Source organism: Chitinimonas sp. BJYL2, from assembly GCF_027257935.1.
Classification (GTDB): Bacteria; Pseudomonadota; Gammaproteobacteria; order Burkholderiales; family Chitinimonadaceae; genus Chitinimonas.
The window spans coordinates 321178-345996 of the sequence record NZ_JANZKW010000004.1 but is presented as its reverse complement, the minus strand read 5'-3'; the positions used below and the strand labels follow the sequence as shown (position 1 = coordinate 345996).

Sequence of the window (24819 nt, the reverse complement as noted above, 5' to 3'; positions counted from 1 at the left end):
CTAGTGCGTGCGGTGCTCTGGTCATGCCCTAGAGTGCATTCAGCGGAATGCGCAGATAGCGCACCCCATTGTCGTCCGCCGGTGGCAATTCACCCGCGCGGATATTGATCTGGATCGCAGGCAGGATCAGCGTGGGCATGCCCAGCGTTTTGTCGCGGGCGGTACGCATGGCGATGAAATCTTGCTCGGTGGTGCCCGCGTGCAGATGGATATTGGCGGCTTTCTGTGCACCCACCGTGGTTTCCCAGACGGGCTTGCGGCCCTCGGGCGGGTAGTCGTGGCACAGGAACAGGCGGGTCTCATCGGGCAGGCTCAGGATGCGCTGGGCCGATTGATACAGCGTTGCCGCATCGCCACCGGGAAAGTCACACCGTGCCGAGCCCACGTCGGGCATGAACAGCGTATCGCCCACAAATACCGCATCGCCGATCTGGTAAGCCATGTCGGCCGGCGTATGGCCGGGGACGAACAGCGCCGTGGCGGTCAGCTCGCCGATGCGGAAGGTTTCGCCATCGCGGAACAGATGATCGAACTGGCTGCCATCGGTGGCGAAGCTCTCTTCCAGATGGAACAAGCGTTTGAACACCCCCTGCACCTGATTGATGTGCTCGCCGATGGCGATCTTGCCGCCCAGCCGAGCCTTGAGCCAGGCGGCGGCAGACAGATGATCGGCGTGGGCATGGGTTTCCAGTATCCAGACCACGCTCAGATCGTGGGTGAGCACGTAGTCGATCAGCTTGTCGGCGTTGGCCGTGCTGGTGCGGCCGGATTTGGGGTCGTAATCCAGCACCGGGTCTATCAGCGCCGCGTGGCCGCCGCATTGGTCGTACACCACATAGCTGATGGTGCCGGTGACCGGATCATAGAACGGGGCAATCTGCGCTTGCATGGCGATACCTGATGGGTGGATGCTGTCAATTTATTAACAAATAAAATGTCAGTCAATAAATTGAATGGTATATTTTTACCATTCTGTTTCTTAGCTGCTTACGTTATGGACCAGCTGGACCTGACCCGCATGCGCCAATCCGCCGATCGCGCTGTTGAGCTGATGAAGGTGCTCGGCAATCCCGAACGCATGATGCTGGTGTGCCAGATCGCCCAGGGTGAACGCAATGTAGGCGAGCTGGAAAGCGAACTGGGCATCCGCCAGCCCACTTTGTCGCAGCAGCTGGCCGTATTGCGCCGTGCCGATGTGGTGGAAACCCGCCGCGAAGGCAAGCAGATCTACTACCGCGTCAGCAGCCCCGAGGCCCTGCGCGTGATTGAAACCCTGTACGCCCTGTATTGCCTGCCCGATGGGGCCGCGTGCGAACCCAAGGTTGAGGCGTGATGCCGGCTTGGCTGCGGGCCTACCAGCGTGCCGATCTGCCGCATGATCTGGTCGCCAGCTTTACCTTGCTGGTGCTGCTGGTGCCACAGGGCCTGGCCTACGCGTTGCTGGCCGGCTTGCCGCCACAAGCGGGCCTGTATGCGAGCATCCTGCCCGCGCTGATCTACGCTTGGCTAGGCTCCAGCGCCACGCTATCGGTCGGCCCGGCGGCCTTGCCGGCTTTGATGACGGCAACGGCGCTAGCGGGCCTTGCCGTACCGGGCAGCGGCCATTGGGTGATGCTGGCGGCCTTGCTGGCCTTGCTGTCGGGCGTGTTGCGGCTGGGGCTGGCCTGGGCGCGCTTCGGTTTTCTGGCCAACTTTCTTTCCCAGCCGGTGGTCGGTGGCTTCGTGGCCGGCTCAGCCATGCTGATCGTGCTCTCGCAGTTGCCACAGATGCTGGGTGTGCAGGCGCACGGCCCCACCGTGTGGGCATTGGGGCGTGATCTGCTGGCCGTGCTGCCGCAAACCGATACCAAGGCGCTGATGCTGTCGCTGGTTGCGCTGGCGTTGTTGCTGGCCGGCAAGCGCTGGCTGCGGCCGCTGCTGATTCAGACCGGGCTGGCCGATAACACGGCCGACTTGCTTGCCAAGGCGTTTCCGATTGTGGTGGTGGCGCTCGGTGGCTTGGCCGTTCACTGGGGCGGGATAAGCGTACGTGTGGTGGGCGATCTGCCGGCCGGTTTGCCACCCTTGAGTCTGCCTACGCTGGCACCCGAAGCCTGGCTGAGCCTGCTGCCCGCCGTGCTTGCGATCTCGCTGGTGGGTTTTGTGGATAGCTTCTCGATTGCCCAATCCCTGGCGCTCAAGCGCCGCGAGCAAGTCGACCCCGACCGCGAGCTGCTTGCACTGGGTGCGGCCAATGTGGCGGCCGGTGTGAGCGGGGGCTTTCCGGTATCGGCCAGTTTTGGCCGTTCGGCCGCCAACGAGCTGGCCGGCGCGCGTACCCAGCTGGCGGGTGTGCTGGCGGCCATTTGGGTGATCTTCCTGCTGCTTGCATTTACCCGGCTGTTTGCCAGCGTTCCGCTGGCGATACTGGCTGCAACCATTGTCACTGCTGTCAGCCAGATGATCGACTTAAGTCTGCTGCGTCTGGCGTGGCGCTACGACCGGCGTGACGCGGCAGTCTATCTGGCCACATTGGTAGCTGTGTTGGTGCTGGGCGTGGTGGATGCAATTCTGGTTGGTGTGGGCCTCTCGCTTGCGCTGTTCATCTGGCGCACCAGCCAGCCCCACCTTGCCGTGTTGGGCCGCGTGCCGGGTACCGAGCATTACCGCAACGTACAGCGTTACGCAGTGGAAACCACGCCCGCCGTGCTGGTGCTGCGCATTGATGAGAGCCTCTACTTCGCCAATTGCCGCTTTGTGCAGACGCGCATCATCGCGCTCTTGCGAGAGCAACCGCAGACGCAATCGCTGCTGCTGGTCTTGTCGGCGGTGAACGCGATTGATGTATCGGCCCTGCAAAGCCTGCGGCAGCTCAATACCGCGCTGCAGGAGCAAGGCGTGCGCCTGCATCTGGCAGAGGTGAAAGGCCCGGTGATGGACCAGGTTCGCCAGAGTGGCTTCATCAACGAGTTGTCCGGCTGTATCCATTTATCGACCCATGCGGCCATGCAGCATCTGCTGGTCGGTAATGCCGAGGACTACGTGATCTAGCCCACAACGCTGCCGAACGCGGCAAGGGCTTGATGCAGAACAAGAAATGTTTGACCCGCTGTGGTCATGATGCACCTGATGCCGCAATCCGTCCGGCGCAGCCGGATGCCGATTCCCTGCAGTGCCCTGGAACAGGAGAGACGCAAGGTGGATGCAACAGGTCTGGACAAACACGCGGCCAATCACGCGCCGCTCACCCCGCTCGATTTCATTGCCCGCGTCGCAGCGGTTTACCCCCGGCGCGAGGCCATTGTGCATGGCGCGCTCCGGCAGGATTGGGCCACCACTTATGCGCGCTGCCGGCAACTGGCCTCGGCGCTGATCAAAGCGGGCATCGCCAAGGGCGATACGGTGGCGGCCATGCTGCCCAATATCCCCGCCATGGTGGAAGCGCATTTCGGTGTGCCGATGGCGGGTGCGGTGCTCAATACGCTTAATACCCGGCTCGATGCCGAAGCGCTGGCTTTCATGCTCGATCATGGCGAGGCCAAGGTGATACTGGTCGACCGCGAATTCGCCCCCGTCATCCGCATGGCGCTGGTGCGCTGCAATGCCAAGCCACTGGTGATCGACGTGGATGACCCCGAATTCACCGGTGCCGGTAACCGCATCGGCAGCACCGATTACGAATCCTTCCTCGCCACCGGCGATGCCGCATTCAACTGGCAGCCGCCGGCTGACGAGTGGGATGCGATCTGCCTCAACTACACCTCGGGCACCACTGGCAACCCCAAGGGTGTGGTCTATTCGCACCGTGGCGCGCAGCTGGCGGCAGTGAGCAATATCCTCGAATGGGACATGCCCAAGCACCCCGTCTACCTGTGGACGCTGCCGTTGTTCCACTGCAATGGCTGGACGTTCCCGTGGACCATCGCCGCGCGGGCGGGCGTGAATGTGTGCCTGCGCAAGGTCGATGCCGCGCTGATCTTCAAGCTGATCCGCGACGAGCAAGTCACCCATTACTGCGGTGCACCCATCGTCCACAACCTGCTGATCAATGCGCCCAAGGAACTACGTGCCGGCATCAACCACCCGGTCAAGGCCATGGTGGCGGGTGCGGCACCACCCGCAGCGATGATCGAGGGCATGAGCGAGCTGGGTTTCGATATCACCCATGTCTACGGCCTGACCGAGGTCTACGGCCCCGCCGCTGTCTGCGCCAAACAAGCAGCCTGGTCGGACCTGCCGCTGGGCGAGCAGGCACGGCTGAACGCACGCCAGGGCGTGCGCTACCACCTGGAACAGGGTATGACGGTGATGGACCCGGCCACCATGCAGCCCGTACCGGCCGATGGCGAAACCATGGGCGAGATCATGTTCCGCGGCAACATCACCATGCGCGGTTACCTCAAGAACCCCAAGGCCACTGCCGAATCCTTTGCCGGCGGCTGGTTCCACTCGGGTGACCTGGCCGTGCTGGACCCCGATGGCTACGTGAAGATCAAGGATCGCAGCAAAGACATCATCATCTCCGGCGGGGAAAACATCTCCAGCATCGAGGTGGAAGACGCGCTCTACCGCCATCCCGCCGTGCTGGTGGCCGCTGTGGTGGCCAAGCCCGACGAAAAGTGGGGCGAAACCCCCTGCGCATTCATCGAGCTGCGAGCGGGTGCTACGGCCACGGCCGAAGAAATCATTGCGCATTGCAAGGCGCAACTGGCCGGCTTCAAGGTGCCGCGCCATGTGGTGTTTGGCGAACTGCCCAAAACCTCCACCGGCAAGATCCAGAAGTTCGAACTGCGCAAGCGCGTGGATGAAGCGTGAGCGTGTTGCTACCCGCTGTTAACCCAAGGAGCACCATCATGAAAGTGAATGTCGGTAATGTGGATCGCGCACTGCGTGTCGGGGCCGGCTTGGTATTGATTGGCCTGGCTGCCAGCGGCGCGGTCGGCCCTTGGGGCTATCTGGGCGTGGTGCCCTTGCTGACAGGCTCTTTCCGTTTCTGCCCGGCGTATCCCTTGCTGGGTATCAATACCTGCGGCATGAAGAAGGACTGAGCAGCCTATCCAGCTGATGCTGCCCCGAGATATTTGGCTATTGCTGCCATGAAAACAATCAATTTCAACTATTGATTGAGAATGCTTAGCATCCATCCAAGCATTCAACGGAGCTCAGCATCATGGCCAAGACCATCACCTTCGCAGTTGTGCATTTCGGCGTCGCCTTCAGCGTGGGTTACGCGCTGACCGGCAGTGTGGCCATCAGCAGTGCGATGGCCATGGTGGAGCCGGCGGTCAACACGGTGGCCTACTACTTTCACGAGAAGGCTTGGATGCGCTGGGGTAAGCGGGCGGCAACGGAGCGCCCCGCGCATCATCATTACGGGCATGCCGGATAAGTGCCCCGAGATGTTCCTCGGTCTTGCAATGCGCCTGCTGTTCGGTTCACAAGCGAGTGATGCTATCATTGATAGCATAAAGTCGTATGGAGGATCTGAACATGGCGACACTACTGGTTCGGGGCGTGGACGACGCCTTGGTTAGGGCGCTCAAGGAACGCGCTACCGTCCACGGGCGCAGCGCCGAGGCAGAACATCGGGCAATCTTGACGGAGCTGCTTCAGCGGCCAAAGCGGCGTAGTTTTGCCGAAGTATTGGCGAGTATGCCGAACGCCGGCTTGGACGAAGACTTTGTACGCGTAGAAGACGCTGGTGAGACCGCGCGTGTATTTGATTGACACCAATATCATCAGCGAGGCACGCAAGGGCGCCTCGGCCAACGCAGGTATACAAGCATTCTTTCGCAAGGCCGTTGAAGACGGTGAGAGCGTGTATCTCTCTGCAATCACGCTTGGCGAGTTGCGTCGGGGTGTGGAGCTTGTCCGCCACCGTGGCGATGATGAACAGGCCAATCGCCTGGATGCCTGGCTAACTGTCGTGGCGGACGAATACCGCGACAACATCTTGCCGGTCGATCATGAAGTCGCTCAAGTATGGGGACGGCTTTGCGTCCCGCACCACGAAAATGCGCTGGACAAGTTGATTGCCGCTACTGCACTGATCCACGATCTGACGTTAGTCACCCGTAATGTTGATGACTTCAAGGGAACAGGCGCGAGATTGCTCAATCCCTTCCGTTGACTGTCAGCTTCTTTGTTGGGAAAAGGCTGAGTCAGATTTATATCTGACACATGTAAATATTTGTTTTGTCAGTGCAAAATTCAAGACTTGACCCCAATTTTACTCACGATAGGAAAACTAGTTTTTAGATAAAATCTTTTTAATCCTGTAGGCGGAAATAACTCCAGATACGGTAATTAGTATGGTCATTAATAGAATTTTTCCCCTCCATGGCATCCGAGATGGAGGGCCCTCTGCTTGCATTTTACTCATTCTTGTAAAGTGGTTTGCATAATTGGAATTTAAACTTATGTCTTCTCCACTCCCGCCCTTGAATGGTCCAATCTTATACTGAGTAACGCCCCAGTAAGAATGAACCCAAACTCTTGCTTGAGAACCCGTGGCCTCCACATCAACTACATTGAAGTATTCAGTCAACCCGGAAACCTCGAAATTAATTTCCCTTGTCGAATCTTTACTGAGAATAAAATACCTTCTCCCGTGCCCGTGCGCTGAGTTGGTTTTTACTACTTTTAATATGCCCTCGACAAGTTGACAATCTCCAAGCCCTGGGATGTCCGTATACTTCACAATAATAAAAGCTCTCAAGCTCCAAGCCGATAGCGCAATTAACAGTACATTGAAAATAACAATCACAGCCACACTCGAGGCTCGGTGCTTCATTGTTTACGCTCCCGCTGTTTATTTTCTCAGTTTGTGACGCAGTGGGGCCTAAAGGATAAATTTGGGGGCAGGCCTTGAACCTTGCATCTTCGTCCACCGATCGATAAAGATTCACCCTAAGCTCAAGCCGAATAAATCGCTCCCAATACCCTAGGTCCGGCCGCACCGGTCACCCCCGGTAAGTTACCCGATTGCCTCAGCAGACACTGACGCGCCAGCCAGGCAAACGCCAACGCTTCCACCCAGTCCGCCTCCACCCCCAACACCGCCGTCGTAGCGACGCTACGTGGTGCCAGCTCGGCCGCCAGTGCCCGCATCAAAGCCCCATTGCGCGCACCGCCGCCGCACACATAGGCCGCTTCGGCGGCAGGGGCATGCTGACGGATTTGGTCGGCGATGGTGCGTGCGGTAAACGCCAGCAGCGTGGCCTGTATATCGGCGGCGGCTACTTCGCCGCTACGGGCCAGGCATCGCTCCAACCAATCGGCATGGAACAGATCGCGGCCCGTGCTCTTGGGTGGCGGCACGGCCAGCCACGGTTCGGCCAGCAGGGTGTCCAGCAGGGCTGGGATGACCTTGCCACTGGCGGCCCAGCGACCATCGGCGTCGTAATGCAGGCCTTGGTGCCGGTGTATCCAGCCATCCATCAACACATTGCCGGGGCCGGTATCCCAGCCGCGTACGGGACCACCGGGTGGCAGATCGGTGATGTTGCCGATGCCGCCGATATTGATGATGACGCGGTGTTGCGCGCTGCCGAAGATGCCCTGATGAAATGCGGGCACCAGCGGTGCGCCTTGGCCGCCGGCGGCGATATCTCTGCTACGGAAATCGGCCACGACCGCAATACCGCACAGCTCGGCCAGCCGCGCTGCGTTGCCGATTTGCAGCGTGTAGCCGCGCTCGGGACGATGGCGAATGGTCTGGCCGTGCATGCCCACGGCGGCGACTTGGTCGGGCGATACACCGGCTTGTGCCAGTACCGTGCGGACGGCTTCGGCATAGATGGTTGCCAGCGCATTGGCAGCGCGGGCGGTGCGGTCGAGTTCGTTATCGGTCGGGGCTTGCAGGGCCAGGAGTTCGGCGCGCAAATCGGCAGGGAAGGGCAGCAGGCAAGTTGCCAGCAAGTCCGGTTGCGGGCCGGCAAAATCGACGAGGGCGGCGTCTACGCCATCCAGGCTGGTGCCGGACATCAGGCCGATATAGAGATGGGAGGCGGGCATGGCAGTGACGATCGGTTTGCGGGATAAGCGACTCTAGCGCAGCTGGCAGGGCGATGGACAATGCCTTTTCGCCAACCGTCATGCCATGGCGGTGACGGGCAGCGGACAGGCAGATTGCGATAGAATCGGGCGCTTCGATTGTTCACGCACCGCCAGTGAGTCTCCCCATGTACCAGAACCCCTTGCTCCAGGACCTGCAAGCCCGAGGCCTGATCGCCCAGACGACCGACGCCGCCGCGCTCGACGAGATGCTGTCGAAGGAGCAAGTAACGCTGTATTGCGGCTTCGACCCCACGGCCGACAGCCTGCATATCGGCAGCCTGGTGCCGATTCTGGTGCTCAAGCGCTTCCAGCAAGCGGGCCACAAGCCCATTGCCTTGGTAGGTGGTGCCACCGGCATGATTGGCGACCCGAGCTTCAAGGCCAATGAGCGCAAGCTCAATACGCCCGATGTGATTGAAAGCTGGGTGGGCAAGATCCGCAAACAGGTCGAGCCCTTCCTGAGCTTTGAGGGCACCAATGGCGCGGTCATGGCCAATAACTACGACTGGTTCGGCGGCATGGGCGCGCTCGAATTCCTGCGCGACATCGGCAAGCACTTCTCGGTGAATGCCATGATCAAGAAGGAATCGGTGCAGCAGCGCATCAACCGCGACGATCAGGGCATTTCGTACACCGAGTTTTCCTACAGCCTGCTGCAAGGCTACGACTTCACCGAACTGAACAAACGCCACGCCTGCCGCTTGCAGATTGGCGGTTCCGACCAGTGGGGCAATATCACCGCCGGTACGGACCTGACGCGCCGGCTGAACCAGCAACAGGTGTTCGGCCTGACCATGCCGCTGGTGACCAAGGCCGACGGCACCAAGTTCGGCAAGACCGAATCCGGCACGATCTGGCTGGATGCCAAGAAGACATCGCCGTACGCCTTCTACCAGTTCTGGCTCAACACGGCCGATGCCGATGTGTACAAATTCCTGCGCTATTTCAGCTTTTTGAGTGTGGCCGAGATTGATCGCATTGAAGCTGAGGACAAAGTCCGCGAAGGCCGGCCCGATGCGCAACGTGTGCTCGCCGAGCAAGTGACGGCGCTGGTGCACGGCGAAGCCGCCGTCGAAGCCGCCAAGCGTATTTCGCAAAGCCTGTTCAGCGACAGCCTCGACAGCCTGACCGAAGATGATTTTGAACAACTGGCACTCGACGGCGTACCCGGCGTGGTGCTGGCGCGCGATGTCAGTGGTTTGATTGACGCGCTGGTGGCTGCCAATCTGGCCAAGTCCAAGAGCGAGGCGCGCACGTTCATCCAGAGCGGTGCGGTCAGCATCAATGGCAAGAAGGTGGACGCGCTGGACCATGCTTTCAGCGATGCCGAGCGCCTGTTTGGCCGCTACACGCTGCTCAAGCGTGGCAAGAAGCTGTATGGCTTGATCAGCTGGGCTTGATCCGGCAGCAACAAAAAAAGGTGAGCTGTGGCTCACCTTTTTTTGTTGCTTGGCACTGCCTCAGGGCTTGGGTGATACCGGCGCGCCGGCGGGCCAGCTGCTATCGCCAATGCGCTCCAGATTCATCTCGAAAAACTGTACCGGATCACGGCCCGGCATGATGCGCTCGCCGACTTCGCGCCACTGTTTGCCCTTGATTGTGGCGGTGTAGCGTATCGTCATCGGCCCGGCCGGGATTTCCCAGCTGAAGCCGGTATCCGAGGGCTTGATGGTGAAGTCCCCAGTCTGCCCTTGGGCGTGGGAGCGCATGCTGTAGGTTTGCGTGGCGGGGTTGTAGCTGATCACGGCAAACGCATTGAACGCTGTCGTGCCCTCTGCCGTGTAGCCACGCCCCTCCACCAGCCGGATCGTTCCGTCCAGCAGGGTACCGACACGTTCGGTCTGCGTCAGCGTGTGCTTCTCGCCATTGGGCAGCAACGTCCAGGCGGTGCCACGCCACTCGCCGTCCATGACGGCGAGGCGGCTTTGTGCTTCGCGCTGTGCCGGCAGGGTCTTGGCGGGGTCGGGTCGGCCATTGGCCAGTGCAGTAGTGCCGATCAGGGAGAGACTGATCAGGCAGGCGGCGATGCGCAGCATGGGAGGGTCCTCTTGGGGATATCGATGAGGTTTCAGACTAGCTCACCCGTTTGCGCGCATCTCAGCAATGCGACGGACAGACCGCGCAGGGCGTGAATCGATCTGGCGAGGGTGCCAATGGCACGCTTGCTTGCCCAAAGCCGTCGTCTTACACCAAGATGACGCTCGTCGGCGCAACCGCGTCAGCCCTATGGTTCCGGAGAGGCATGCCAATGGCGATGTTCAATCGTGCCGTGTTGATCTTGCTGATCACGCTGACGGCCGTGTTGGCCCTGCCGACACAGGCGTCTACTGTGCCGCCCGATACCGTACGCCTGCACTTCCACCGGGATGATCCCGATTACAACGGCTGGGGTCTGCACCTGTGGGGTGATGCGCTGAATCTGCCGCGCCAGTCGACCTGGTCTGAGCCCTATCCGCCTTCTGGCTCGGATAGTTTCGGGGTGTACTTTGATATCCCCCTGCAGCCCGGCGCGCGCTCCTTCGGCTTTGTGCTGCACCGGGGTGAGCAGAAAAATGCGCCGTTCGATCAGTATTGGTATCAGGAGCGGCACGGCAACCAGATCTGGTTGCTGGAAGGTAATGCCACGCTGTTTACGGCCAGGCCGCAGGTGCGCGAGCAAGTGGTCCGCTCCATGGAGCAGGGCGTACTGGATCGCGTCCCGGTCTGGGTCTGGTCGCTGCTGGGTGCACTGGCCGCCGTGTTGGTCATCGGCCACCGCATGCAGCGCCGTGCAGAGCAGGCCGAGGCGCGTTTGCAGGAGCAGGCGGCCCTGCTGGCACAGGCGCGGGGCGAGTTGGCCAACCAGATCGAGGTATTCCATACCAACGAGCAGCGACTGCGCCAGCTGAGCGGCCGCGATGAACTCACCGGTTTGCCGACGCGCGCCAGCCTGCAACAGGCGCTGGCCAATATGCAATCGCGTGCCCGGCGGCACGAAGGCAAGGTGGCGCTGATTTTCATTGATCTTGATAACTTCAAGACCATCAATGACACGGAAGGCCACGCGGCAGGCGATGCCGTGCTCAAGGCGGTGGCGAGCCGGTTTACCCAGATCATGCGCGAGAGCGATGTGGTGGCGCGCATGGGTGGCGATGAGTTCGTGATTGTGGCCGAAGAGGTGGTGGATGAGCGCGATGTAGCGGCAGTCGCGCGCAAGCTCATCAAGGCAGCGTGTACCCCGGTCGAACACGAAGGCCGTCTGCATCAGGTGGGCGCCAGTGTGGGGATCGCCATTTATCCGACCGACAGTGCCGATGGCGCCACGCTGCTCAAACAGGCGGACACGGCCATGTACGCGGCCAAAGGCAGTGGCAAGGGTCAGTTCCGCTTCTTCAGTGAGGCCGCCAACCTGTTCTGTGCCAAGGAAACCGATCTGGATGAGCGCATGGCCGGGGCATTGGCGCGTCAGGAAATGGCGCTGGAATTGCTGCCCATCATGGCGCCCGGCGCGGCGCACCCGCATGCCTTCGAGGCCTTTCTGCGCTGGCGTCAGGCGGATGGTAGCCATTTGCCCGCCCGTGAGTTTATCGAGATCGCCGAGATCAATGGTCGCATCGTGGAGCTGGGGCACTGGTTGATCCACCATGCCTGCGCTCTGGCCGGGCAATGGTACCGGGAAGCGGGGGATGCGGCGCCGCGCATCGCGATCAATTTATCCCTGAGCCAGTTGCACGATAAGGATCTGCTGGCCGTGATCCATCGAGCTTTGCTCAAGCATGCGGTTGCTGCTGAACGGCTGGTACTGGAAATCACCAGCGCCGCACTCCATGCCGAAGGCCAGGCTCAGATCAATCTGCGCAGCCTGCAGGCCATCGGCGTGGGCCTGGCCCTGGACAAAGCTGATCCGGCTGCGCTGGCTTTGGCGGATATTGCCGATGCTCAGTGGTGCTGGCTGAAGCTCGACACCCGCCCCTTGCTGGGCCATGACGCCGAGCGTCATGCGCGGTTATGGCAGACCGCCCTGGCTGCGGCGCAGCGGCGGGAGATGGCGGTGGTGGCTACGCTGGTGGAGTCGGTCAGTCTCAAGGAGGCCGCGCTGGTGCAAGGCTGCTCCTTGCTTGAGGGCTACGCTATTGCCAAGGGCCAGTTGCTTGAGCCCGATCAGACGGATTCCCTGGTCTGATCGGCTGTCTGGCGGTGCGATCAGGGCGGCGTGGTGAGGTAGAGGAGGCTGCTGATTAGGCCGATGTTCATTACCACACAGAGACCGAACACCCAGAGAAACGGCTGTTTACGCGTTTTGTGGCGAAACAATGCCTGGGCCAGCAAAGCACCGGGCCAGCCACCGGCCAGACTTATTCCCTGTAACCACCGTTCCGGCACGCGTGCGCCACCGGCTTGGGCGGCGGCTTTGTCGATGCCATAAAGCAGCAGGCTGGCTGCGCTGCTCACGGCGGCGAGCATGGCGAGCCAATTGGGTAGCGTACCGCTTTGCCACAGCATGAAGCCAGCCATCACTGCGGCGAAGCTGAGGATAAGCCGCACGCCGCTCATTCGTTTTGGGCGTCCAGTTGGGCAATCCAAGCGGCAGCGTCCGCGAGCTGCTGATCGCTGAATACGGCAATGCCCGCCGCGCGCAATTGCGCCGTCGTGACGCCGGGTTCGTCAACACGGGTACCGCTAAAGTGTCCGTCATAGCTATGGGCCACCCCGCACGAGGGGCTGTTTTCCTTGAGGATGGCCACCTGCACCCCACGCTGCTGTGCCAGAGCCAATGCCGCCTGGGCTCCGCGCACGAAAGCGGGGCTCACATCATCGCCCAGCCGTGTGATGACATGTGCCTTGCCCGCCAATACGGCATGCCCGCCCGCACCGCCGGTAATTTCGGCGGCGGGTCTAGGGACGGGCAAGCCACCCGCCAGCTCAGGACAGATCGGTATCAGGCGACCGGCTGTCGCCCATTGCGCCAGCAGGCTTGTATCGCAAGCTGCCGCACGCCCGTCATAGCGGACGGGTTGGCCGATCAGGCAGGCGCTGATGAGGATGGGGCTGGCTGGAGTCATACCGCTTCTGTTCGATGCACCGTGGAGGCCCGGTCTGGCAAGGGGATCACGTACTGGCGATGGCTGGGTCAGCCGCCCGGCACGGGCTGGACCTGTACCAGTCGGGCGAGCTTGGCTGCATAGCGTATCCGGTCTGCGCCGGTTTCGGCATTTGCCTGGGCTTTGCTCATATGGCTGCGGGCCAGGCTCAAACGGCCCAGATGGTAGTACGCCAGGGCCAGCCCGAGATGGGTTTCATGGTAATCCGGGTCGCGCTGCAACTCACGCTGAAAGTGGCTGATGGCCTCGGTGTACTGCTGGTTGGCCAAGGCGGTCTGGCCTTGCATCAGTGATTTGAACGGGGTGTCTTTGTCCAGCCGTGCCAGACGAGCCTCGATGCTTGCTGCCTCTGCCGTCTTGCCTTGCTTGTTCAGCACCAGCAGCAGGTTGGACAGCACCGTAGGGTCATCTGCGTGTCGCTGTAGCAAGCTGGCGTAAAGGCGCTCTGCCGCATCCATCAATCCGTGGCGGTTATAGATCACGCCCAGGGTGTTGTAGCTCGCTTCAAAGCCGGGGTCCTGACGGATGGCCTCGCGGGCATGCCAGTACGCCTCGTTGGTCCGGCCTGCCACCATCAGCTCGGCGGCCCGGTTGTTGTAGAACATGGCGAGTATCCGCGATTCCGGGATGTCGTCCCGATTCCGCTCGCCGCGCAAGTCCTGAGGGGTGAAATCCACGGTGAGCGCCGGATCCAGTGCGAAGCGCGATGTCCGCACGAGATCGGTGTATCCGATGGTGACGTTGACGTGGCCAATCCTGAACAAGGTGTTCTGGGTGCGGCTCCAGGTGCCTCTTGCGATATGGACCTCATGGTATATCACCGGTAGTCCCACCTGCTTGGCCAGCGCCGCGGTCATGACGGCGAGCGAGAGACAATTGCCGGCACCTTCTGCGAAGGTCTCGGCTGCACCGCGTGTCTGCGCGGCGTCGTAGTTGATACGCAGGTTGCCCTGGCGATAGAGCGCATCCATGAGTGCGCGTGCCGGCCCCTTTTTTTGCGCGCCCACACGCAGCTCGGTATCGACAAACCGCTGCATGGCCGCACTTGGCTCGAACAAGGACGCTGCCGAGGGCACGGCTGCCGGGGTGAAGTGGGCATCCTGAAACAGGATTTCCCTGGGAATGTCGGGTGGTCGGTGGGAGGCACAGGCGCTTAACAGCAAAAGCAGGGCCAGACTCATCAGGGCCCGCAGCGGTAGGCGATTCAGATGGATGAGGGAAAAGACCGGCGCCTGCATGGTGGGTGCTCCCCGGTTGGCGGCTCGCTAGGGGCGGAATAGATAGCCAGCTGCCAGCTTGGGTAGACTGTCAGCGATCATCCCGATAAGGCTTGCACGACCTGTATCCATGCCATTGCAGACCCTACAGCTGCTTTGAGCCTGATTGCCTGGCGGCGTTCCCGAGCACATCGACGAGTGTCGGACATCTGCAGCAAGACCGGCGGGGAAGGGCATGTCAGGCAGTACGCAAGTACCTGCCTGATTGATAGCCCGTGTTGCCGCCCGCCGCAATCAGGCCGGGGACTTCCCGACGGCTGGCTTGAGTTCGCTGAGAATCACCGCCACCACTACCAGCGCCCCACCCAGCCCGGCGCGGATGGTGAGCGATTCGCTGAGCAGCACCCAGCCGAACAGCGCCGCAAACACGGGTTCCATGGCGTAGATCACGGCGGCTTTATCGGCCGATACGCTGCGTTGTGCCCAGGCTTGCAACATCAGCATGCCGGCGGTGGCGATCAGGCCCAGGTACACAATGATCCACCACTGCGGCATCAACCGTTCGGGCAGCGTACCCAGCGCGGTGCCGCCATCAAACGCGGCCTTGCCGAGCACCCACAGCACACCGAATACCGCCATGAAGATGATCTGCGTGGCTGCGAGCTGCCGCGCCTCGTGCTTGCCCGCACGTTGCGAGAGCACGATCGTGTACAGCGCATAAGCCAGCGCGCAGATCACGGTGGCACCATCGCCCAGCCAGTTGCCGCCACCTTCCCAGGACATCAGCCCGATACCTGCACAGGCCAAGGCCGCTGCCCCCAGCATCACCGCCGAAATCCGCCCGCCGAACAAGAGGCCCAGGAAGGGCACCATCAGCACATTCAGGCTGGTGAGAAAAGCGCTGCGGTTTGACGAAATATGTTCCAGACCAAAGGCTTGTGCCACATAGGAAGTCAGCGCCAGCGCGCCCAGCAGCGCACCATCACGCCAGGTTTCGCGGCGCGCCTTGAGCACGAAGGGCAGCATGACCATGGCGGCCACCACAAAGCGCGCAGCCGACATCTCCACGCCACTGAGCGTGGCAGAGGCCGATTTAAGCAGCGGGAAAGTCGTCCCCCAGACCAGGGTGACGAACAGCAGGACAGCGACAGCGTAGTTCACGAGCGGGCCACCAGAAGTAAAACGGGCAAGGCTGCGCATTCTACGCTGCCTTGCCCGCCAACAAGCTGGCGACGGATCAATACCCGGCCGCTTGCCCGTCCTTGCGCGATTCGCTGGCGGCGGCCCATGCGCCGTTAGGCAAACGCATGATGGCCTGGTAACCACCGTAACCACCCAGGTCGTAGCTGATCTTGTGCCGCTTTTGCAGCAACTGCTGGATGCTGCGATAGGGGAAGCCGGTTTCCAGACTCACCGTGCCGCCATCGCTCACGGTACCGCCCGTGGGTTGCTGCGGGCTGTCCCAGTAAATGCGTGGCGCATCGCCTGCCTCCTGCAGGTTCATGCCGAAGTCGATCAGGTTCATCACGATCTGCGTGTGGCCCTGTGGCTGCATATCTCCCCCCATCAGGCCAAAGCTGACCCAAGGCTGGCCGTCTTTGCTGATGAAGGCGGGAATGATGGTCTGGAACGGGCGTTTGCCGGGCGCGTACACGTTGGCATGGCCTTCATCGAGCGCAAACAGCTGGCCGCGATCTTGCAGGATGAAGCCGAGGTCCTCGGGCGCCATGCCGCTGCCCATACCGCGGAAATTGCTCTGGATCAGCGAGACCATATTGCCCTCGGCATCGGCCGTGGTCAGGTAGATGGTGTCGCTTTGCTTGAGGATCACATCGCCGGCGTTCACGGTTTGCATGGCGCGCGCGTCGTCGATCAGCTTGCGACGGTCGGCGGCATACTCGTCGCTGAGCAGCTGCTTGAGCGGCGTCTTGAAGAAGTCCTGATCGGCGTAGTAACGCGCGCGGTCGGCAAAGGCCAGTTTGGTGGCTTCGACAAAGCGGTGGATATGCGTCGTGCTGCCAAAGTCGCCGGGCTTGAAGTCGTAGCCCTCCAGGATATTGAGTGCCTGCAGGGCGGCAATACCCTGCGTATTGGGCGGCAGCTCCCACACATCGTAGCCACGGTAGTTCACCGAGACCGGCTCCACCCATTCGCTCTTGTGCGCGGCCAGATCGGCCTCGCTCAGGTAACCGCCATTGCGCTTCATGTAAGCCGCGATCTTGCGGGCAATCTCACCTTTGTAGAAGGCATCGCGGCCGCCTTTGGCGAGGGCCTCGTAGGTGTTGGCCAGATTCGGGTTGGTCCACATCTGCCCCTTTGCCGGACCTACGCCATCGCGTGTGAACTGCTCGCGGATGCCGGGATACTTGATCAGCGTCTGCACATTGCGGCGCCAGTAATAGCTGATCACATCGCTGACCGGAAAGCCCTCGCGCGCATAGCGGATGGTGGGGGCGAGTATCTGGTCCATCGGCAGCTTGCCAAAGCGCTGATGCAGCGAGAACCAGCCATCCACCGTGCCGGGTACGCTGACCGGCAGCGGGCCGAACGGCGGAATCGCCGTCAGCTTCTGCTTGGCCAACTCCACCTTGAGCTGCTTGAGACTCAGGCTCTGCGGCGAGCGGCCGCTGCCGTTCAGGCCGTAGAGCTTCTGGGTCTTGGCGTCCCACACAATCGCATAAAGGTCGCCGCCAATCCCGCAACCCACCGGTTCCATCAGCCCCAGCGCCGCGTTGGCCGCAATCGCGGCATCAATCGCATTGCCGCCCTGTTTCATCACATCCAGCGCAATCTGGGTGGCCAGCGGCTGGCTGGTGGCAGCGACCGCATGCGGGGCGATGACTTCAGAGCGGGTAGCAAAGGGCAGGTCGGTGATGCGGTCGGCGGCTTGGGTCGCGCCGGTGGCGAGCAGGCTCAGTGCGATCAGGGTAGGGCGCAGCATGGCGGTTCTCCGGTTGGGATCAGCTGGAGTGTAGCCAGTGGCCGTGCGTCTGCGGGTTATATACAGGATGTAGAAGCGAGGAAGCCCGGCACACAGGGTATGTGCCGGGCTTCGAGTAATGTATTTGCTACCAGCTTGCCAAGCTGCGTCAGCCAACTAGGGTGCATTAAGCCCCGCCTATTGCACCCTGCAGTACTCTGACTACGTGGAGACTCTTACCAAGGCACATCCGTCGCGTTGCCAGCCAGGGTTGCTGCCAATGGTGCCGGTGCAGGCGCGCTGACTTCACCCAACTCTCCCCCCAACGATTCAATCACCGCCGCCAGCAGACCGCGGCCCTCGGCCACCATCAGCGTGAGGCTGGCGTCGAACATGGCGCCGGCGTCTTCTGTGTCGGCTTCCTTTAGCTGATCTTGCAGCAGATCAAGGAAGTTGATGCGCTTGAGCTGCAGCTTGTCGGTCAGCATCAAAGAGATGCGGTCGTCCCAGCTCAGTGCCAGTTGGGTGACGAGCTTGCCGTTTTCCAGATGCAGCTTCACTTCTTCGGCATTCAGATCATGGCGGCGGCAAGTGACTTGTGCGCCGCCTTCACCCGGTGCCTTGAGCACGCAGTCGGCATCGAGCGTGAAGTTGGCGGGGGGGCTGTGTTCAAGCCAGGTGCTCATGGCCGTGACCGGGTCGAGCTGGGTTTGCGGCAGCTTGGTGGGCAGGGTGCCCAGCGTTTCGCGCAGGAACTGCACTAGCAGCTCTGCTTTGGCGGGCGTGGCGCTATCGACCCAGATCCAGCGCTCTACCGGGTCAATCAGCGCGCGCACCACGCGCGAGCGGCTGAAAGCGCGGGGTAGCAGTTCTTCGGCGATGCGTTCGCGGATTTCCTTGGCTTCCTTCTTGCCGATCTTGCGCAGTTCCTTGTCTTCGATTTCGGCAATGCGCTCTTCAGCGGCTTCCTTGACCACGCTCGATGGCAGCAGCTTTTCTTCGGTTTTGAGCGCGATCAGGTAGGCGCCCTGGCTCGGGTAAACCAGCAGATCGGGCGCATGGCTGGCGGGGGGAATCCAGCCAGCGGCGAGGCGATCACTCTTGCCGGCCGGTACGAAGGCACGCTTGGCGAGTTCGGCGTCGAGCTTGTCCAAGGGGAGGGCGGCGGTATCGGTAATGCGGAAAGCGAGCAGATTCTTGAACCACATGGTCGGGCACTCGGTGAGGCGGTAGAGGGCGGCGATTGTAGTCCATCAGGCTGCTGCCTTGCGGGCGCTATCCGCAAATTTTGCCTGAACGACAAACGGGTTAATTTTGATAACCGTTCTCATTTATGTGAGAATCGGGATTGTTCTGTTCCTCATCATTCCGGAGTCCCGTCGATGAAGTTCCGCCCTTTGCTGATTGCTGCTGCCTTTGCCGCTGCCATGCCTGCCATGGCTGAGGAAGTGACCGTGTATTCCGCCCGGATCGAACAGCTGATCAAGCCGCTGTTTGATGCCTACACCAAGGAAACCGGCGTGCAGGTCAAGTTCGTGACCGACAAGGAAGGTCCGCTGATGGAACGCCTGAAGGCCGAAGGCGCCAACACGCCGGCCGATGTGTTGTTGACAGTGGATGCGGGCAACCTGTGGCAGGCCGAGAATCTGGGTCTGCTCAAGGCGGTGAAGTCGCCTGCGCTGGAAGCCAATGTGCCGGCGCATCTGCGTGACCCAGAAGGCAACTGGTACGGGCTGTCGATCCGGGCGCGTACCATGTTCTACAACACGGCCAAGCTCAAGCCGGCCCAGCTGTCTACCTACGAAGATCTGGCCGATCCGAAGTGGAAGGGCAAGCTGTGCCTACGCACCAGCAAGAAGGTCTACAACCAGTCGCTGGTCGCCACCATGATTGCCCGTATGGGCGAACCCAAGACTGAGCAAATCGTGCGTGGCTGGGTGGCCAATCTGGCAACGGACCCCTTCGCCGATGACACCATGCTGCTGAAGGCCATTGCGGCAGGGCAGTGTGAAGTGGGGCTGGCCAATACCTATTACTTCGGCCGCCTGATCGAGAAAGAGCCAACGCTGCCGCTGGCCGTGTTCTGGCCCAACCAGAAAACCAATGGTGTGCATGTGAACATCTCGGGCGCCGGGGTGACCCGCCATGCCAAGAATGAGAAGGGCGCCATCAAGCTGCTGGAGTGGTTGTCGAGCGAGAAGGCGCAGAACCTCTACGCGGACAAGAATCTGGAATACCCGGTTAATCCCAAGGTCAAGCCGGACGCTACGGTGGCCGCCTGGGGCAGCTTCAAGCACGACTACGTGAACGTGGCCAAGGCGGGCGAATTGCAAGCGGCGGCAGTGAAACTGATGGATCGCGCGGGTTATCGTTGAGCCGGATCGAGTGTAGGTACCTGGGCGCACGAGTTGGCCCTGGCATTGCAGCGGGTAGCGATGTTTGCCCGGCTTGATAACGCAGACGCGTACAAGAACGATTCTTGATCCATCTCAGTTAGAATCAGGGCCGGTGGCCGCATCATTGCGGTTGCCGGCCTTTTGCATTCCATGACCATCGCCATCTCTACCCAGCCCCTAGCTCCCCGCCTGTTCCAGTTGCGACGTTGGCTCGACGAGCGCCTGCTCGCCTGTGTGATTGGGGCCATTACGCTGGTGCCCTTGGCGGTGGTGCTGGCCAGCTTGCTGCATCCGCAAGGCGAGGTATGGGCGCATCTGGCGGAGTTTGTGCTGCCACAGATACTGCTGAATACCGCTTGGTTGGTGGCGGGCGTCGCCGCGGGCACGCTGGCCCTGGGGGTTTCGCTGGCTTGGCTGACGGCGGTGTATGACTTCCCCGGTCGGCGCTATTTTGCCTGGCTGTTGGCGCTGCCGCTGGCCATGCCGGCCTATGTGCTGGCCTTTGTGCAGATCGGCCTTTATGACTTCACTGGTCCGCTGCAGGGTTGGTTGCGCGAGGTGTTGGGCAGCTCAAACTGGGTGCCACCCATCCGCTCGCGCGGTGGCGTGATCCTGACCCTGACGCTGGCCCTGTATCCCTACGTGTATCTGCTGGCCCGCAATGCCTTTCTGACCCAGGGCCGCAAAGCGCTGGAGGCAGCTGCGTCGCTGGGCTTGAGCCGGCGCCAGGGCTTCTGGCGCGTAGCGCTGCCGATGGCCCGCCCCTGGATCGCGGGCGGACTGGGTCTGGCTCTGATGGAATGCCTGGCCGATTTCGGCACCGTGGCCATGTTCAACTACGACACCTTTACTACCGCCATCTACAAAGCCTGGTTCGGGCTGTTCAACCTGACCGCCGCATCACAGCTGGCGTCCCTGCTGTTGCTAGCGGTGCTGGTGCTGGCCCTGGTGGAGCAGCATATCCGCGGTGACAAGCGCTATGCGACCACCCGTAGTGATCGGGCCAAACCGCAGCCACTGACGGGTGTGCGCGCCATACTGGCTGTGTTGGCCTGTCTGGCCGTACTGGCTGTTGCATTTGCGGTGCCGCTGGGGCAGTTGCTGTGGTGGGCGAGTTCGGTCGCGGCCGAGCAACTGGATGCGCGTTACTTCGGATTTGTCGGGCGCTCCTTGTTGCTCTCGGCAGGTTCCTCGCTGGTCGTGGTGCTGGGGGCCTTGGCACTGGCTTATTCCGTGCGGCGCTGGGCGGGCTGGCCGGGCAGGGTCGTGGCGCGACTGGCGACGCTGGGTTATGCCATACCGGGCACCGTGCTGGCGGTGGGGGTATTCATTCCCACGGTCTGGTTCGACCAACAGCTGCTGGGTCTGCTCAAGTCGGTTGGCTGGACTGGCAGCAACACCGCCCTCCTGCAAGGTACCCTGTTTGCCATGGTGCTGGCCTATATGGCGCGCTTCATGGCGGTGGCATTCGAGCCCGTGCAGGCGGCCATGCAACGCATTACGCGTAGTCAGGAGGAAGCCGCGGCATCAATGGGTTTGGGGCGCCGTGCCGTGCTCGCACGGATTCATTTGCCCCTGCTGCGCGGCGGGCTGTTTACGGCCGCGCTCATGGTGTTTGTGGATGTGATGAAGGAAATGCCCATTACCCTGATGACCCGCCCGTTCGGCTGGGACACGCTGGCCGTGCGGGTGTTCGAGATGACCAGCGAAGGCCAGTGGGACATGGCAGCCCTGCCTGCCGTTGCCATTGTGCTGGCCGGATTGGTGCCGGTGGTGTTGCTGGCGCGTGAAACAGAAAGGACATCGTGAGCGACTTCCTGCTCAGACTCGATTCGGTGGGCGTGAGCTATGGCGGACGCCAGGGGCGCGACCACGCCGTGCTCAAAGGCTTGTCACTGGCGCTGGCCGAGGGTGAGATTGGCTGCCTGCTGGGCCCGTCTGGCTGTGGCAAGACTACGGCTTTGCGCGCCATTGCAGGTTTTGAACCGATCCGCGAGGGGGCAATCCACCTCAATGGCGATACGATTGCCACGCCCGCACACCAGTGGCCACCGCAGCAACGCGGTATCGGCATGGTGTTCCAGGACTACGCGCTGTTTCCCCATCTGAGCGTGGCGGGCAATGTGGCGTTCGGCCTGCATGGCTGGGATAAGCCGCGCCGCGCCGCCCGGGTTGCCGAACTGCTGGAGATTGTGGGATTGGCCGGCCATGCCGATGACTATGTCCATGCCCTCTCGGGTGGGCAGCAGCAGCGCGTCGCCTTGGCTCGGGCCCTGGCCCCGTCGCCCCGGCTGTTGCTGCTGGACGAGCCGTTCTCGAACCTTGATGTGGAACTGCGTGAGCGCTTATCGCAGGAAGTGCGCGACATCCTGAAGGCTCAGGGAATGACCGCACTGCTGGTTACCCACGATCAGCACGAAGCCTTCGCACTGGCGGACCGTATCGGCGTACTCAAGGATGGCCAGCTCCGCCAATGGGATACTGCCTATGCGCTGTATCACCAGCCGACGGATCGTTTTGTGGCCGATTTCATTGGCGAAGGTGCCTTCCTGCCCGGCACGGTGGTGGCGCCCGGTGAAATCGAGTTCGAACTCGGCAAGCGCGCCTGCCTGACTACCGCCGGCTGTGGCGTGGGCGATGCCATCAATGTCCTGCTCAGGCCGGACGACATCATCCATGATGATGCGTCGCCACTGCATGCCACCGTGGTCAAGAAAGCCTTCCGTGGCGCCCAGTTTCTCTACACGCTGGCACTGCCATCGGGCAATACCTTGCTGAGCCTGGTACCCAGTCACCACGACCATGCCATCGGTGAGGGTATTGGTATCCGCGTCGAAATCGATCACGTGATCGCTTTTCCCTGATACGCAGCATACCGTCACAAGTAAAAACGCCGCCGTGGCAGTACGGCGGCGTTTTCATTTGCGAGCAATGGTGAGCAGATTAGCTGCCGCTCTCCATCTGCGACTGCAGGTAGTTCTGGTAGCCGATGCGCTCAATCAAGCCCAACTGGGTCTCGATCCAGTCGATGTGTTCCTCTTCGCTTTCAAGGATGTGCTCGAATAGTTCGCGGCTGACAAAATCGTGCACCTTCTCGCAATGCACGATGGCTTCCTTGAGCGGCGGCAGGGCTTCGTGTTCGAGCTTCAGGTCGCACTCCAGTGCCTCCTTTACATCCTCACCGATGTAGATCTTGCCAAGCTCCTGCAGATTGGGCAGCCCTTCGAGGAACAGGATGCGCTCGATCAGCATGTCGGCATGCTTCATTTCGTCGATGGATTCGTGATACTCGTGCTCGTTGAGCGCCTTGAAGCCCCAGTTCTTGAACATGCGGGCATGCAGGAAATACTGGTTGATTGCCGTCAGCTCGTTCTTGAGCGCCGCGTTCAGATATGCGATGACCTTTTTGTCGCCCTTCATGATCACTCCTTGCCGGATGGACCCGCGGACCCTGGCCCGCAACCCGTTCAGGTTAGGCTTGGGCAATCTCGCTGGCAAGTTGTCGGACGGGAATGCAGATCAAGCTGCGACGAGCGTAAAGCTAGGGAAGCGATTGCTTGCCTGCTCATGCTGGGTGGCCTGCAGTATTGCCTTGGCATCCGGTGCGCACTTGCCGCAACAGCCCGCCACGCCCAGTTCAAGACGGAGTTCGCGCATGCTGCCGCAGCCGCTTTGCACGGCTTGGCGGATTTGCTTGTCGGTAACGGCGTTGCAGATGCAGATGTACATGCTTAGTAATCTAATGAGAATCTTTATCGAATAATAAGGATTCTCATTAATAAGTGCAAGCGACTGATTTATTGGCGTATCAGTACGGAGAGGACAAAACAAAACGCCCGCTTGGCGCGGGCGTTGGTGGGAGCGATGCAGAGCCTCAGCCGGCACGCAATATGGCGTTGGGGCTGGTTTCCAGCCAACGCTTGATCCGGTTGGCATCGCCGATCCGGGTCAACTTGCCTGCGGAGTCCAGCAACACGATCACCACAGGCGTGTCGTTGATGGTGGCGTGCATGACCAAGCACTTGCCGGCTTCGGAGATGTAGCCGGTCTTGGAAATGCCGATCTGCCAGTTCTCGCTTTTCACCAAGGGGTTGGTATTGCGGAACTCGTAAGGACGGCCATTCACATTCGAATAGAAGCTGTAGGCTTCGCTGGTGGAGAGCGAGCGGATCTCGGGGTAATGATGCGCCGATTGCACTAGGCGGATCAGGTCTTCGGCGGTCGAGACATTGGCGCTATTGAGCCCGGTCGGGTCCACAAAGTGCGAACGCTGCATGCCCAGCGAGATGGCGGTGCGGTTCATGCGGGCAATAAACGCATCCAGCCCGCCTGGTGCGGTACGGGCCAGCGCGTGCGCGGCACGGTTTTCCGACGCCATCAGTGCCAGATGCAACATTTCGCCGCGTGTGAGCGTGGTGCCCACCATCAGGCGTGAGCTGGAATTCTTGAGGGTATCGACGTCGTCTTCGGTGATCGTGATCGGTTCATGCAGCGGCAGGTGCATATCGAGCACGACGATCGAGGTCATCAGCTTGGTGATGGATGCGATAGGCGCAACAACCTGGCTGTTCTTCTCGAAAATACGCTCACCCGACACGGCATTGACCACCAGTGCCGAGCTCGAGTAAAGCGCAAGGCCATTGATGGGATTAGCCAATTGCGGCTGATAAGCCATGACGCGCTTGTAGCCGGCCTTTTGCCGCTTGTACGAGAGCTTCACGCGTTTGACGGGCTTGCGTACCTGCTTGCGGGACTTGCTGGAAACCTTGACAACACGTGCTTTGCCCGACTTTACGCTGGTCCGTTTTTGTGACGAAGCGGAAGCCGCCTCCGCATCAAGCGGAAGCAGGGACAGCGAAAGGCTGACCACGCAGGCAAGCAGTGTAGAGAGGCGGAAACTCATGCAACGTCTCCGTTGTACGATGAAGCGATAAGCCGATGATACATAAGCATTTACTTAAAATCCATGAAAATCATGAGTTAAGCCATGACATCTCATCACGAATCTAAAGACACATGGCAAACCATGCAAGCGTTTATGTCAGGCAAGGCGTCGGATGTTAGCAAACCCGCCCGGCAGACCCGGTTTTTTTCTTTCTAGAGCAAAGACTTGGAAAGGCTTGTGCGCTCGACTCGGGGGAGCCTACAATGTGGCGATTGCTGCATCG

25 protein-coding genes are annotated in these 24819 nt (G+C 61.1%); 12 read left to right on the top strand and 13 right to left on the bottom strand.

Annotated elements, in window-relative coordinates:
- Positions 1 to 28: 28 nt before the first annotated feature.
- Positions 29 to 889, bottom strand: coding sequence for an MBL fold metallo-hydrolase (locus O9X62_RS13670; RefSeq protein WP_269533461.1), 861 nt, complete (start codon positions 887 to 889; stop codon positions 29 to 31).
- Between the two features lie 129 nt (positions 890 to 1018).
- Between O9X62_RS13670 and O9X62_RS13665 the strand changes: the two genes are divergently transcribed.
- The 7 genes from O9X62_RS13665 (at position 1019) to O9X62_RS13635 (ending at position 6109) form a co-directional block, all read left to right on the top strand.
- Entirely contained in the window at positions 1019 to 1333 is a 315-nt protein-coding gene (locus tag O9X62_RS13665; protein ID WP_269533460.1) for a helix-turn-helix transcriptional regulator, read from the top strand.
- Complete coding sequence (locus O9X62_RS13660) at positions 1333 to 3030, top strand: SulP family inorganic anion transporter (protein ID WP_269533459.1); 1698 nt, start codon at positions 1333 to 1335, stop codon at positions 3028 to 3030. Before O9X62_RS13665 ends, O9X62_RS13660 begins: the two co-directional genes overlap by 1 nt.
- A gap of 78 nt (positions 3031 to 3108) precedes the next feature.
- The gene (locus O9X62_RS13655) at positions 3109 to 4794 is read left to right on the top strand and encodes an acyl-CoA synthetase (protein WP_308446481.1); all 1686 of its coding nucleotides are present in this window, start codon (positions 3109 to 3111) and stop codon (positions 4792 to 4794) included.
- A 38-nt stretch (positions 4795 to 4832) separates the two neighbouring features.
- Complete coding sequence (locus O9X62_RS13650; RefSeq protein ID WP_269533458.1) at positions 4833 to 5027, top strand: DUF2892 domain-containing protein; 195 nt, start codon at positions 4833 to 4835, stop codon at positions 5025 to 5027.
- A gap of 122 nt (positions 5028 to 5149) precedes the next feature.
- Positions 5150 to 5368, top strand: coding sequence for a DUF2061 domain-containing protein (locus O9X62_RS13645; protein WP_269533457.1), 219 nt, complete (start codon positions 5150 to 5152; stop codon positions 5366 to 5368).
- 101 nt (positions 5369 to 5469) lie between these two features.
- Positions 5470 to 5706 (top strand): DNA-binding protein, encoded by a 237-nt coding sequence (locus tag O9X62_RS13640; protein WP_269533456.1) that lies wholly within the window; start codon positions 5470 to 5472, stop codon positions 5704 to 5706.
- Positions 5693 to 6109: a type II toxin-antitoxin system VapC family toxin gene (locus O9X62_RS13635; RefSeq protein WP_269533455.1), complete on the top strand. Its 417-nt coding sequence runs from the start codon at positions 5693 to 5695 to the stop codon at positions 6107 to 6109. The genes O9X62_RS13640 and O9X62_RS13635 overlap by 14 nt, the downstream gene beginning before the upstream one ends.
- Positions 6110 to 6226: 117 nt before the next feature.
- Here the strand turns inward: O9X62_RS13635 and O9X62_RS13630 are convergent, their stop codons facing one another.
- Together O9X62_RS13630 and O9X62_RS13625 are read right to left on the bottom strand one after the other, a co-directional pair.
- Positions 6227 to 6772 carry a hypothetical protein gene (locus tag O9X62_RS13630; protein WP_269533454.1) on the bottom strand — a complete coding sequence of 182 codons (546 nt, stop codon included), beginning with the start codon at positions 6770 to 6772 and terminating at the stop codon, positions 6227 to 6229.
- Between the two features lie 122 nt (positions 6773 to 6894).
- Positions 6895 to 7995 (bottom strand): anhydro-N-acetylmuramic acid kinase, encoded by a 1101-nt coding sequence (locus tag O9X62_RS13625; protein WP_269533453.1) that lies wholly within the window; start codon positions 7993 to 7995, stop codon positions 6895 to 6897.
- A 167-nt stretch (positions 7996 to 8162) separates the two neighbouring features.
- Between O9X62_RS13625 and tyrS the strand changes: the two genes are divergently transcribed.
- Positions 8163 to 9437: a tyrosine--tRNA ligase gene (tyrS, locus tag O9X62_RS13620; RefSeq protein WP_269533452.1), complete on the top strand. Its 1275-nt coding sequence runs from the start codon at positions 8163 to 8165 to the stop codon at positions 9435 to 9437.
- Between the two features lie 60 nt (positions 9438 to 9497).
- Here the strand turns inward: tyrS and O9X62_RS13615 are convergent, their stop codons facing one another.
- Positions 9498 to 10073, bottom strand: coding sequence for a DUF1579 domain-containing protein (locus O9X62_RS13615; RefSeq protein ID WP_269533451.1), 576 nt, complete (start codon positions 10071 to 10073; stop codon positions 9498 to 9500).
- A gap of 212 nt (positions 10074 to 10285) precedes the next feature.
- Here O9X62_RS13615 and O9X62_RS13610 point away from each other — a divergent pair, with 212 nt between their 5' ends.
- Positions 10286 to 12199, top strand: coding sequence for a diguanylate cyclase domain-containing protein (locus tag O9X62_RS13610; protein ID WP_269533450.1), 1914 nt, complete (start codon positions 10286 to 10288; stop codon positions 12197 to 12199).
- A gap of 20 nt (positions 12200 to 12219) precedes the next feature.
- On the opposite strand, the gene O9X62_RS13605 is transcribed toward O9X62_RS13610, so the two are convergent.
- The 6 genes from O9X62_RS13605 to O9X62_RS13580 all read right to left on the bottom strand — a co-directional run bounded on the left by O9X62_RS13605 (position 12220) and on the right by O9X62_RS13580 (position 18463).
- Positions 12220 to 12561 carry a DUF1294 domain-containing protein gene (locus tag O9X62_RS13605; RefSeq protein WP_269533449.1) on the bottom strand — a complete coding sequence of 114 codons (342 nt, stop codon included), beginning with the start codon at positions 12559 to 12561 and terminating at the stop codon, positions 12220 to 12222.
- Positions 12562 to 12566: 5 nt separating this feature from the next.
- Positions 12567 to 13079 carry a DUF523 domain-containing protein gene (locus O9X62_RS13600; protein ID WP_269533448.1) on the bottom strand — a complete coding sequence of 171 codons (513 nt, stop codon included), beginning with the start codon at positions 13077 to 13079 and terminating at the stop codon, positions 12567 to 12569.
- A 68-nt stretch (positions 13080 to 13147) separates the two neighbouring features.
- The gene (locus O9X62_RS13595) at positions 13148 to 14356 is read right to left on the bottom strand and encodes a tetratricopeptide repeat protein (protein WP_269533447.1); all 1209 of its coding nucleotides are present in this window, start codon (positions 14354 to 14356) and stop codon (positions 13148 to 13150) included.
- Positions 14357 to 14629: 273 nt separating this feature from the next.
- On the bottom strand, positions 14630 to 15496 hold the full coding sequence (locus O9X62_RS13590) for a DMT family transporter (RefSeq protein ID WP_269533446.1): 867 nt from the start codon (positions 15494 to 15496) through the stop codon (positions 14630 to 14632).
- 76 nt (positions 15497 to 15572) lie between these two features.
- Positions 15573 to 17276 (bottom strand): gamma-glutamyltransferase, encoded by a 1704-nt coding sequence (gene ggt, locus O9X62_RS13585; RefSeq protein ID WP_269533445.1) that lies wholly within the window; start codon positions 17274 to 17276, stop codon positions 15573 to 15575.
- Between the two features lie 215 nt (positions 17277 to 17491).
- A complete protein-coding gene (locus O9X62_RS13580; protein WP_269533444.1) occupies positions 17492 to 18463 on the bottom strand; it encodes a recombination-associated protein RdgC in 972 nt (323 codons plus the stop codon).
- Between the two features lie 174 nt (positions 18464 to 18637).
- Between O9X62_RS13580 and O9X62_RS13575 the strand changes: the two genes are divergently transcribed.
- The 3 genes from O9X62_RS13575 to O9X62_RS13565 all read left to right on the top strand — a co-directional run bounded on the left by O9X62_RS13575 (position 18638) and on the right by O9X62_RS13565 (position 22515).
- Entirely contained in the window at positions 18638 to 19630 is a 993-nt protein-coding gene (locus O9X62_RS13575; protein ID WP_269533443.1) for a Fe(3+) ABC transporter substrate-binding protein, read from the top strand.
- A gap of 171 nt (positions 19631 to 19801) precedes the next feature.
- Positions 19802 to 21460 carry an iron ABC transporter permease gene (locus O9X62_RS13570; RefSeq protein ID WP_269533442.1) on the top strand — a complete coding sequence of 553 codons (1659 nt, stop codon included), beginning with the start codon at positions 19802 to 19804 and terminating at the stop codon, positions 21458 to 21460.
- The gene (locus tag O9X62_RS13565; protein ID WP_308446480.1) at positions 21457 to 22515 is read left to right on the top strand and encodes an ABC transporter ATP-binding protein; all 1059 of its coding nucleotides are present in this window, start codon (positions 21457 to 21459) and stop codon (positions 22513 to 22515) included. Before O9X62_RS13570 ends, O9X62_RS13565 begins: the two co-directional genes overlap by 4 nt.
- Positions 22516 to 22594: 79 nt before the next feature.
- Here the strand turns inward: O9X62_RS13565 and bfr are convergent, their stop codons facing one another.
- The 3 genes from bfr to O9X62_RS13550 all read right to left on the bottom strand — a co-directional run bounded on the left by bfr (position 22595) and on the right by O9X62_RS13550 (position 24554).
- Positions 22595 to 23071: a bacterioferritin gene (gene bfr / locus O9X62_RS13560; RefSeq protein ID WP_269533441.1), complete on the bottom strand. Its 477-nt coding sequence runs from the start codon at positions 23069 to 23071 to the stop codon at positions 22595 to 22597.
- A 99-nt stretch (positions 23072 to 23170) separates the two neighbouring features.
- Positions 23171 to 23380, bottom strand: a complete 210-nt coding sequence (locus tag O9X62_RS13555) for a bacterioferritin-associated ferredoxin (protein WP_269533440.1) — start codon at positions 23378 to 23380, stop codon at positions 23171 to 23173.
- Positions 23381 to 23525: 145 nt separating this feature from the next.
- Positions 23526 to 24554 carry a serine hydrolase gene (locus O9X62_RS13550; protein WP_269533439.1) on the bottom strand — a complete coding sequence of 343 codons (1029 nt, stop codon included), beginning with the start codon at positions 24552 to 24554 and terminating at the stop codon, positions 23526 to 23528.
- Positions 24555 to 24819 lie beyond the last annotated feature (265 nt).

Bases quoted from the DNA above. Each gene is read 5' to 3' on its own strand.
- tyrS (WP_269533452.1), top strand. From the start codon at position 8,163: ATGTACCAGAACCCCTTGCTCCAGGACCTGCAAGCCCGAGGCCTGATC.
- O9X62_RS13570 (WP_269533442.1), top strand. From the start codon at position 19,802: ATGACCATCGCCATCTCTACCCAGCCCCTAGCTCCCCGCCTGTTCCAG.
- O9X62_RS13655 (WP_308446481.1), top strand. From the start codon at position 3,109: ATGCCGCAATCCGTCCGGCGCAGCCGGATGCCGATTCCCTGCAGTGCC.
- O9X62_RS13650 (WP_269533458.1), top strand. From the start codon at position 4,833: ATGAAAGTGAATGTCGGTAATGTGGATCGCGCACTGCGTGTCGGGGCC.
- O9X62_RS13550 (WP_269533439.1), bottom strand. From the start codon at position 24,554: ATGAGTTTCCGCCTCTCTACACTGCTTGCCTGCGTGGTCAGCCTTTCG.
- O9X62_RS13580 (WP_269533444.1), bottom strand. From the start codon at position 18,463: ATGTGGTTCAAGAATCTGCTCGCTTTCCGCATTACCGATACCGCCGCC.
- ggt (WP_269533445.1), bottom strand. From the start codon at position 17,276: ATGCTGCGCCCTACCCTGATCGCACTGAGCCTGCTCGCCACCGGCGCG.
- O9X62_RS13630 (WP_269533454.1), bottom strand. From the start codon at position 6,772: ATGAAGCACCGAGCCTCGAGTGTGGCTGTGATTGTTATTTTCAATGTA.
- O9X62_RS13660 (WP_269533459.1), top strand. From the start codon at position 1,333: ATGCCGGCTTGGCTGCGGGCCTACCAGCGTGCCGATCTGCCGCATGAT.
- O9X62_RS13670 (WP_269533461.1), bottom strand. From the start codon at position 889: ATGCAAGCGCAGATTGCCCCGTTCTATGATCCGGTCACCGGCACCATC.
- bfr (WP_269533441.1), bottom strand. From the start codon at position 23,071: ATGAAGGGCGACAAAAAGGTCATCGCATATCTGAACGCGGCGCTCAAG.
- O9X62_RS13640 (WP_269533456.1), top strand. From the start codon at position 5,470: ATGGCGACACTACTGGTTCGGGGCGTGGACGACGCCTTGGTTAGGGCG.
- O9X62_RS13615 (WP_269533451.1), bottom strand. From the start codon at position 10,073: ATGCTGCGCATCGCCGCCTGCCTGATCAGTCTCTCCCTGATCGGCACT.
- O9X62_RS13665 (WP_269533460.1), top strand. From the start codon at position 1,019: ATGCGCCAATCCGCCGATCGCGCTGTTGAGCTGATGAAGGTGCTCGGC.
- O9X62_RS13600 (WP_269533448.1), bottom strand. From the start codon at position 13,079: ATGACTCCAGCCAGCCCCATCCTCATCAGCGCCTGCCTGATCGGCCAA.
- O9X62_RS13625 (WP_269533453.1), bottom strand. From the start codon at position 7,995: ATGCCCGCCTCCCATCTCTATATCGGCCTGATGTCCGGCACCAGCCTG.
- O9X62_RS13555 (WP_269533440.1), bottom strand. From the start codon at position 23,380: ATGTACATCTGCATCTGCAACGCCGTTACCGACAAGCAAATCCGCCAA.
- O9X62_RS13610 (WP_269533450.1), top strand. From the start codon at position 10,286: ATGGCGATGTTCAATCGTGCCGTGTTGATCTTGCTGATCACGCTGACG.
- O9X62_RS13575 (WP_269533443.1), top strand. From the start codon at position 18,638: ATGAAGTTCCGCCCTTTGCTGATTGCTGCTGCCTTTGCCGCTGCCATG.
- O9X62_RS13595 (WP_269533447.1), bottom strand. From the start codon at position 14,356: ATGCAGGCGCCGGTCTTTTCCCTCATCCATCTGAATCGCCTACCGCTG.
- O9X62_RS13645 (WP_269533457.1), top strand. From the start codon at position 5,150: ATGGCCAAGACCATCACCTTCGCAGTTGTGCATTTCGGCGTCGCCTTC.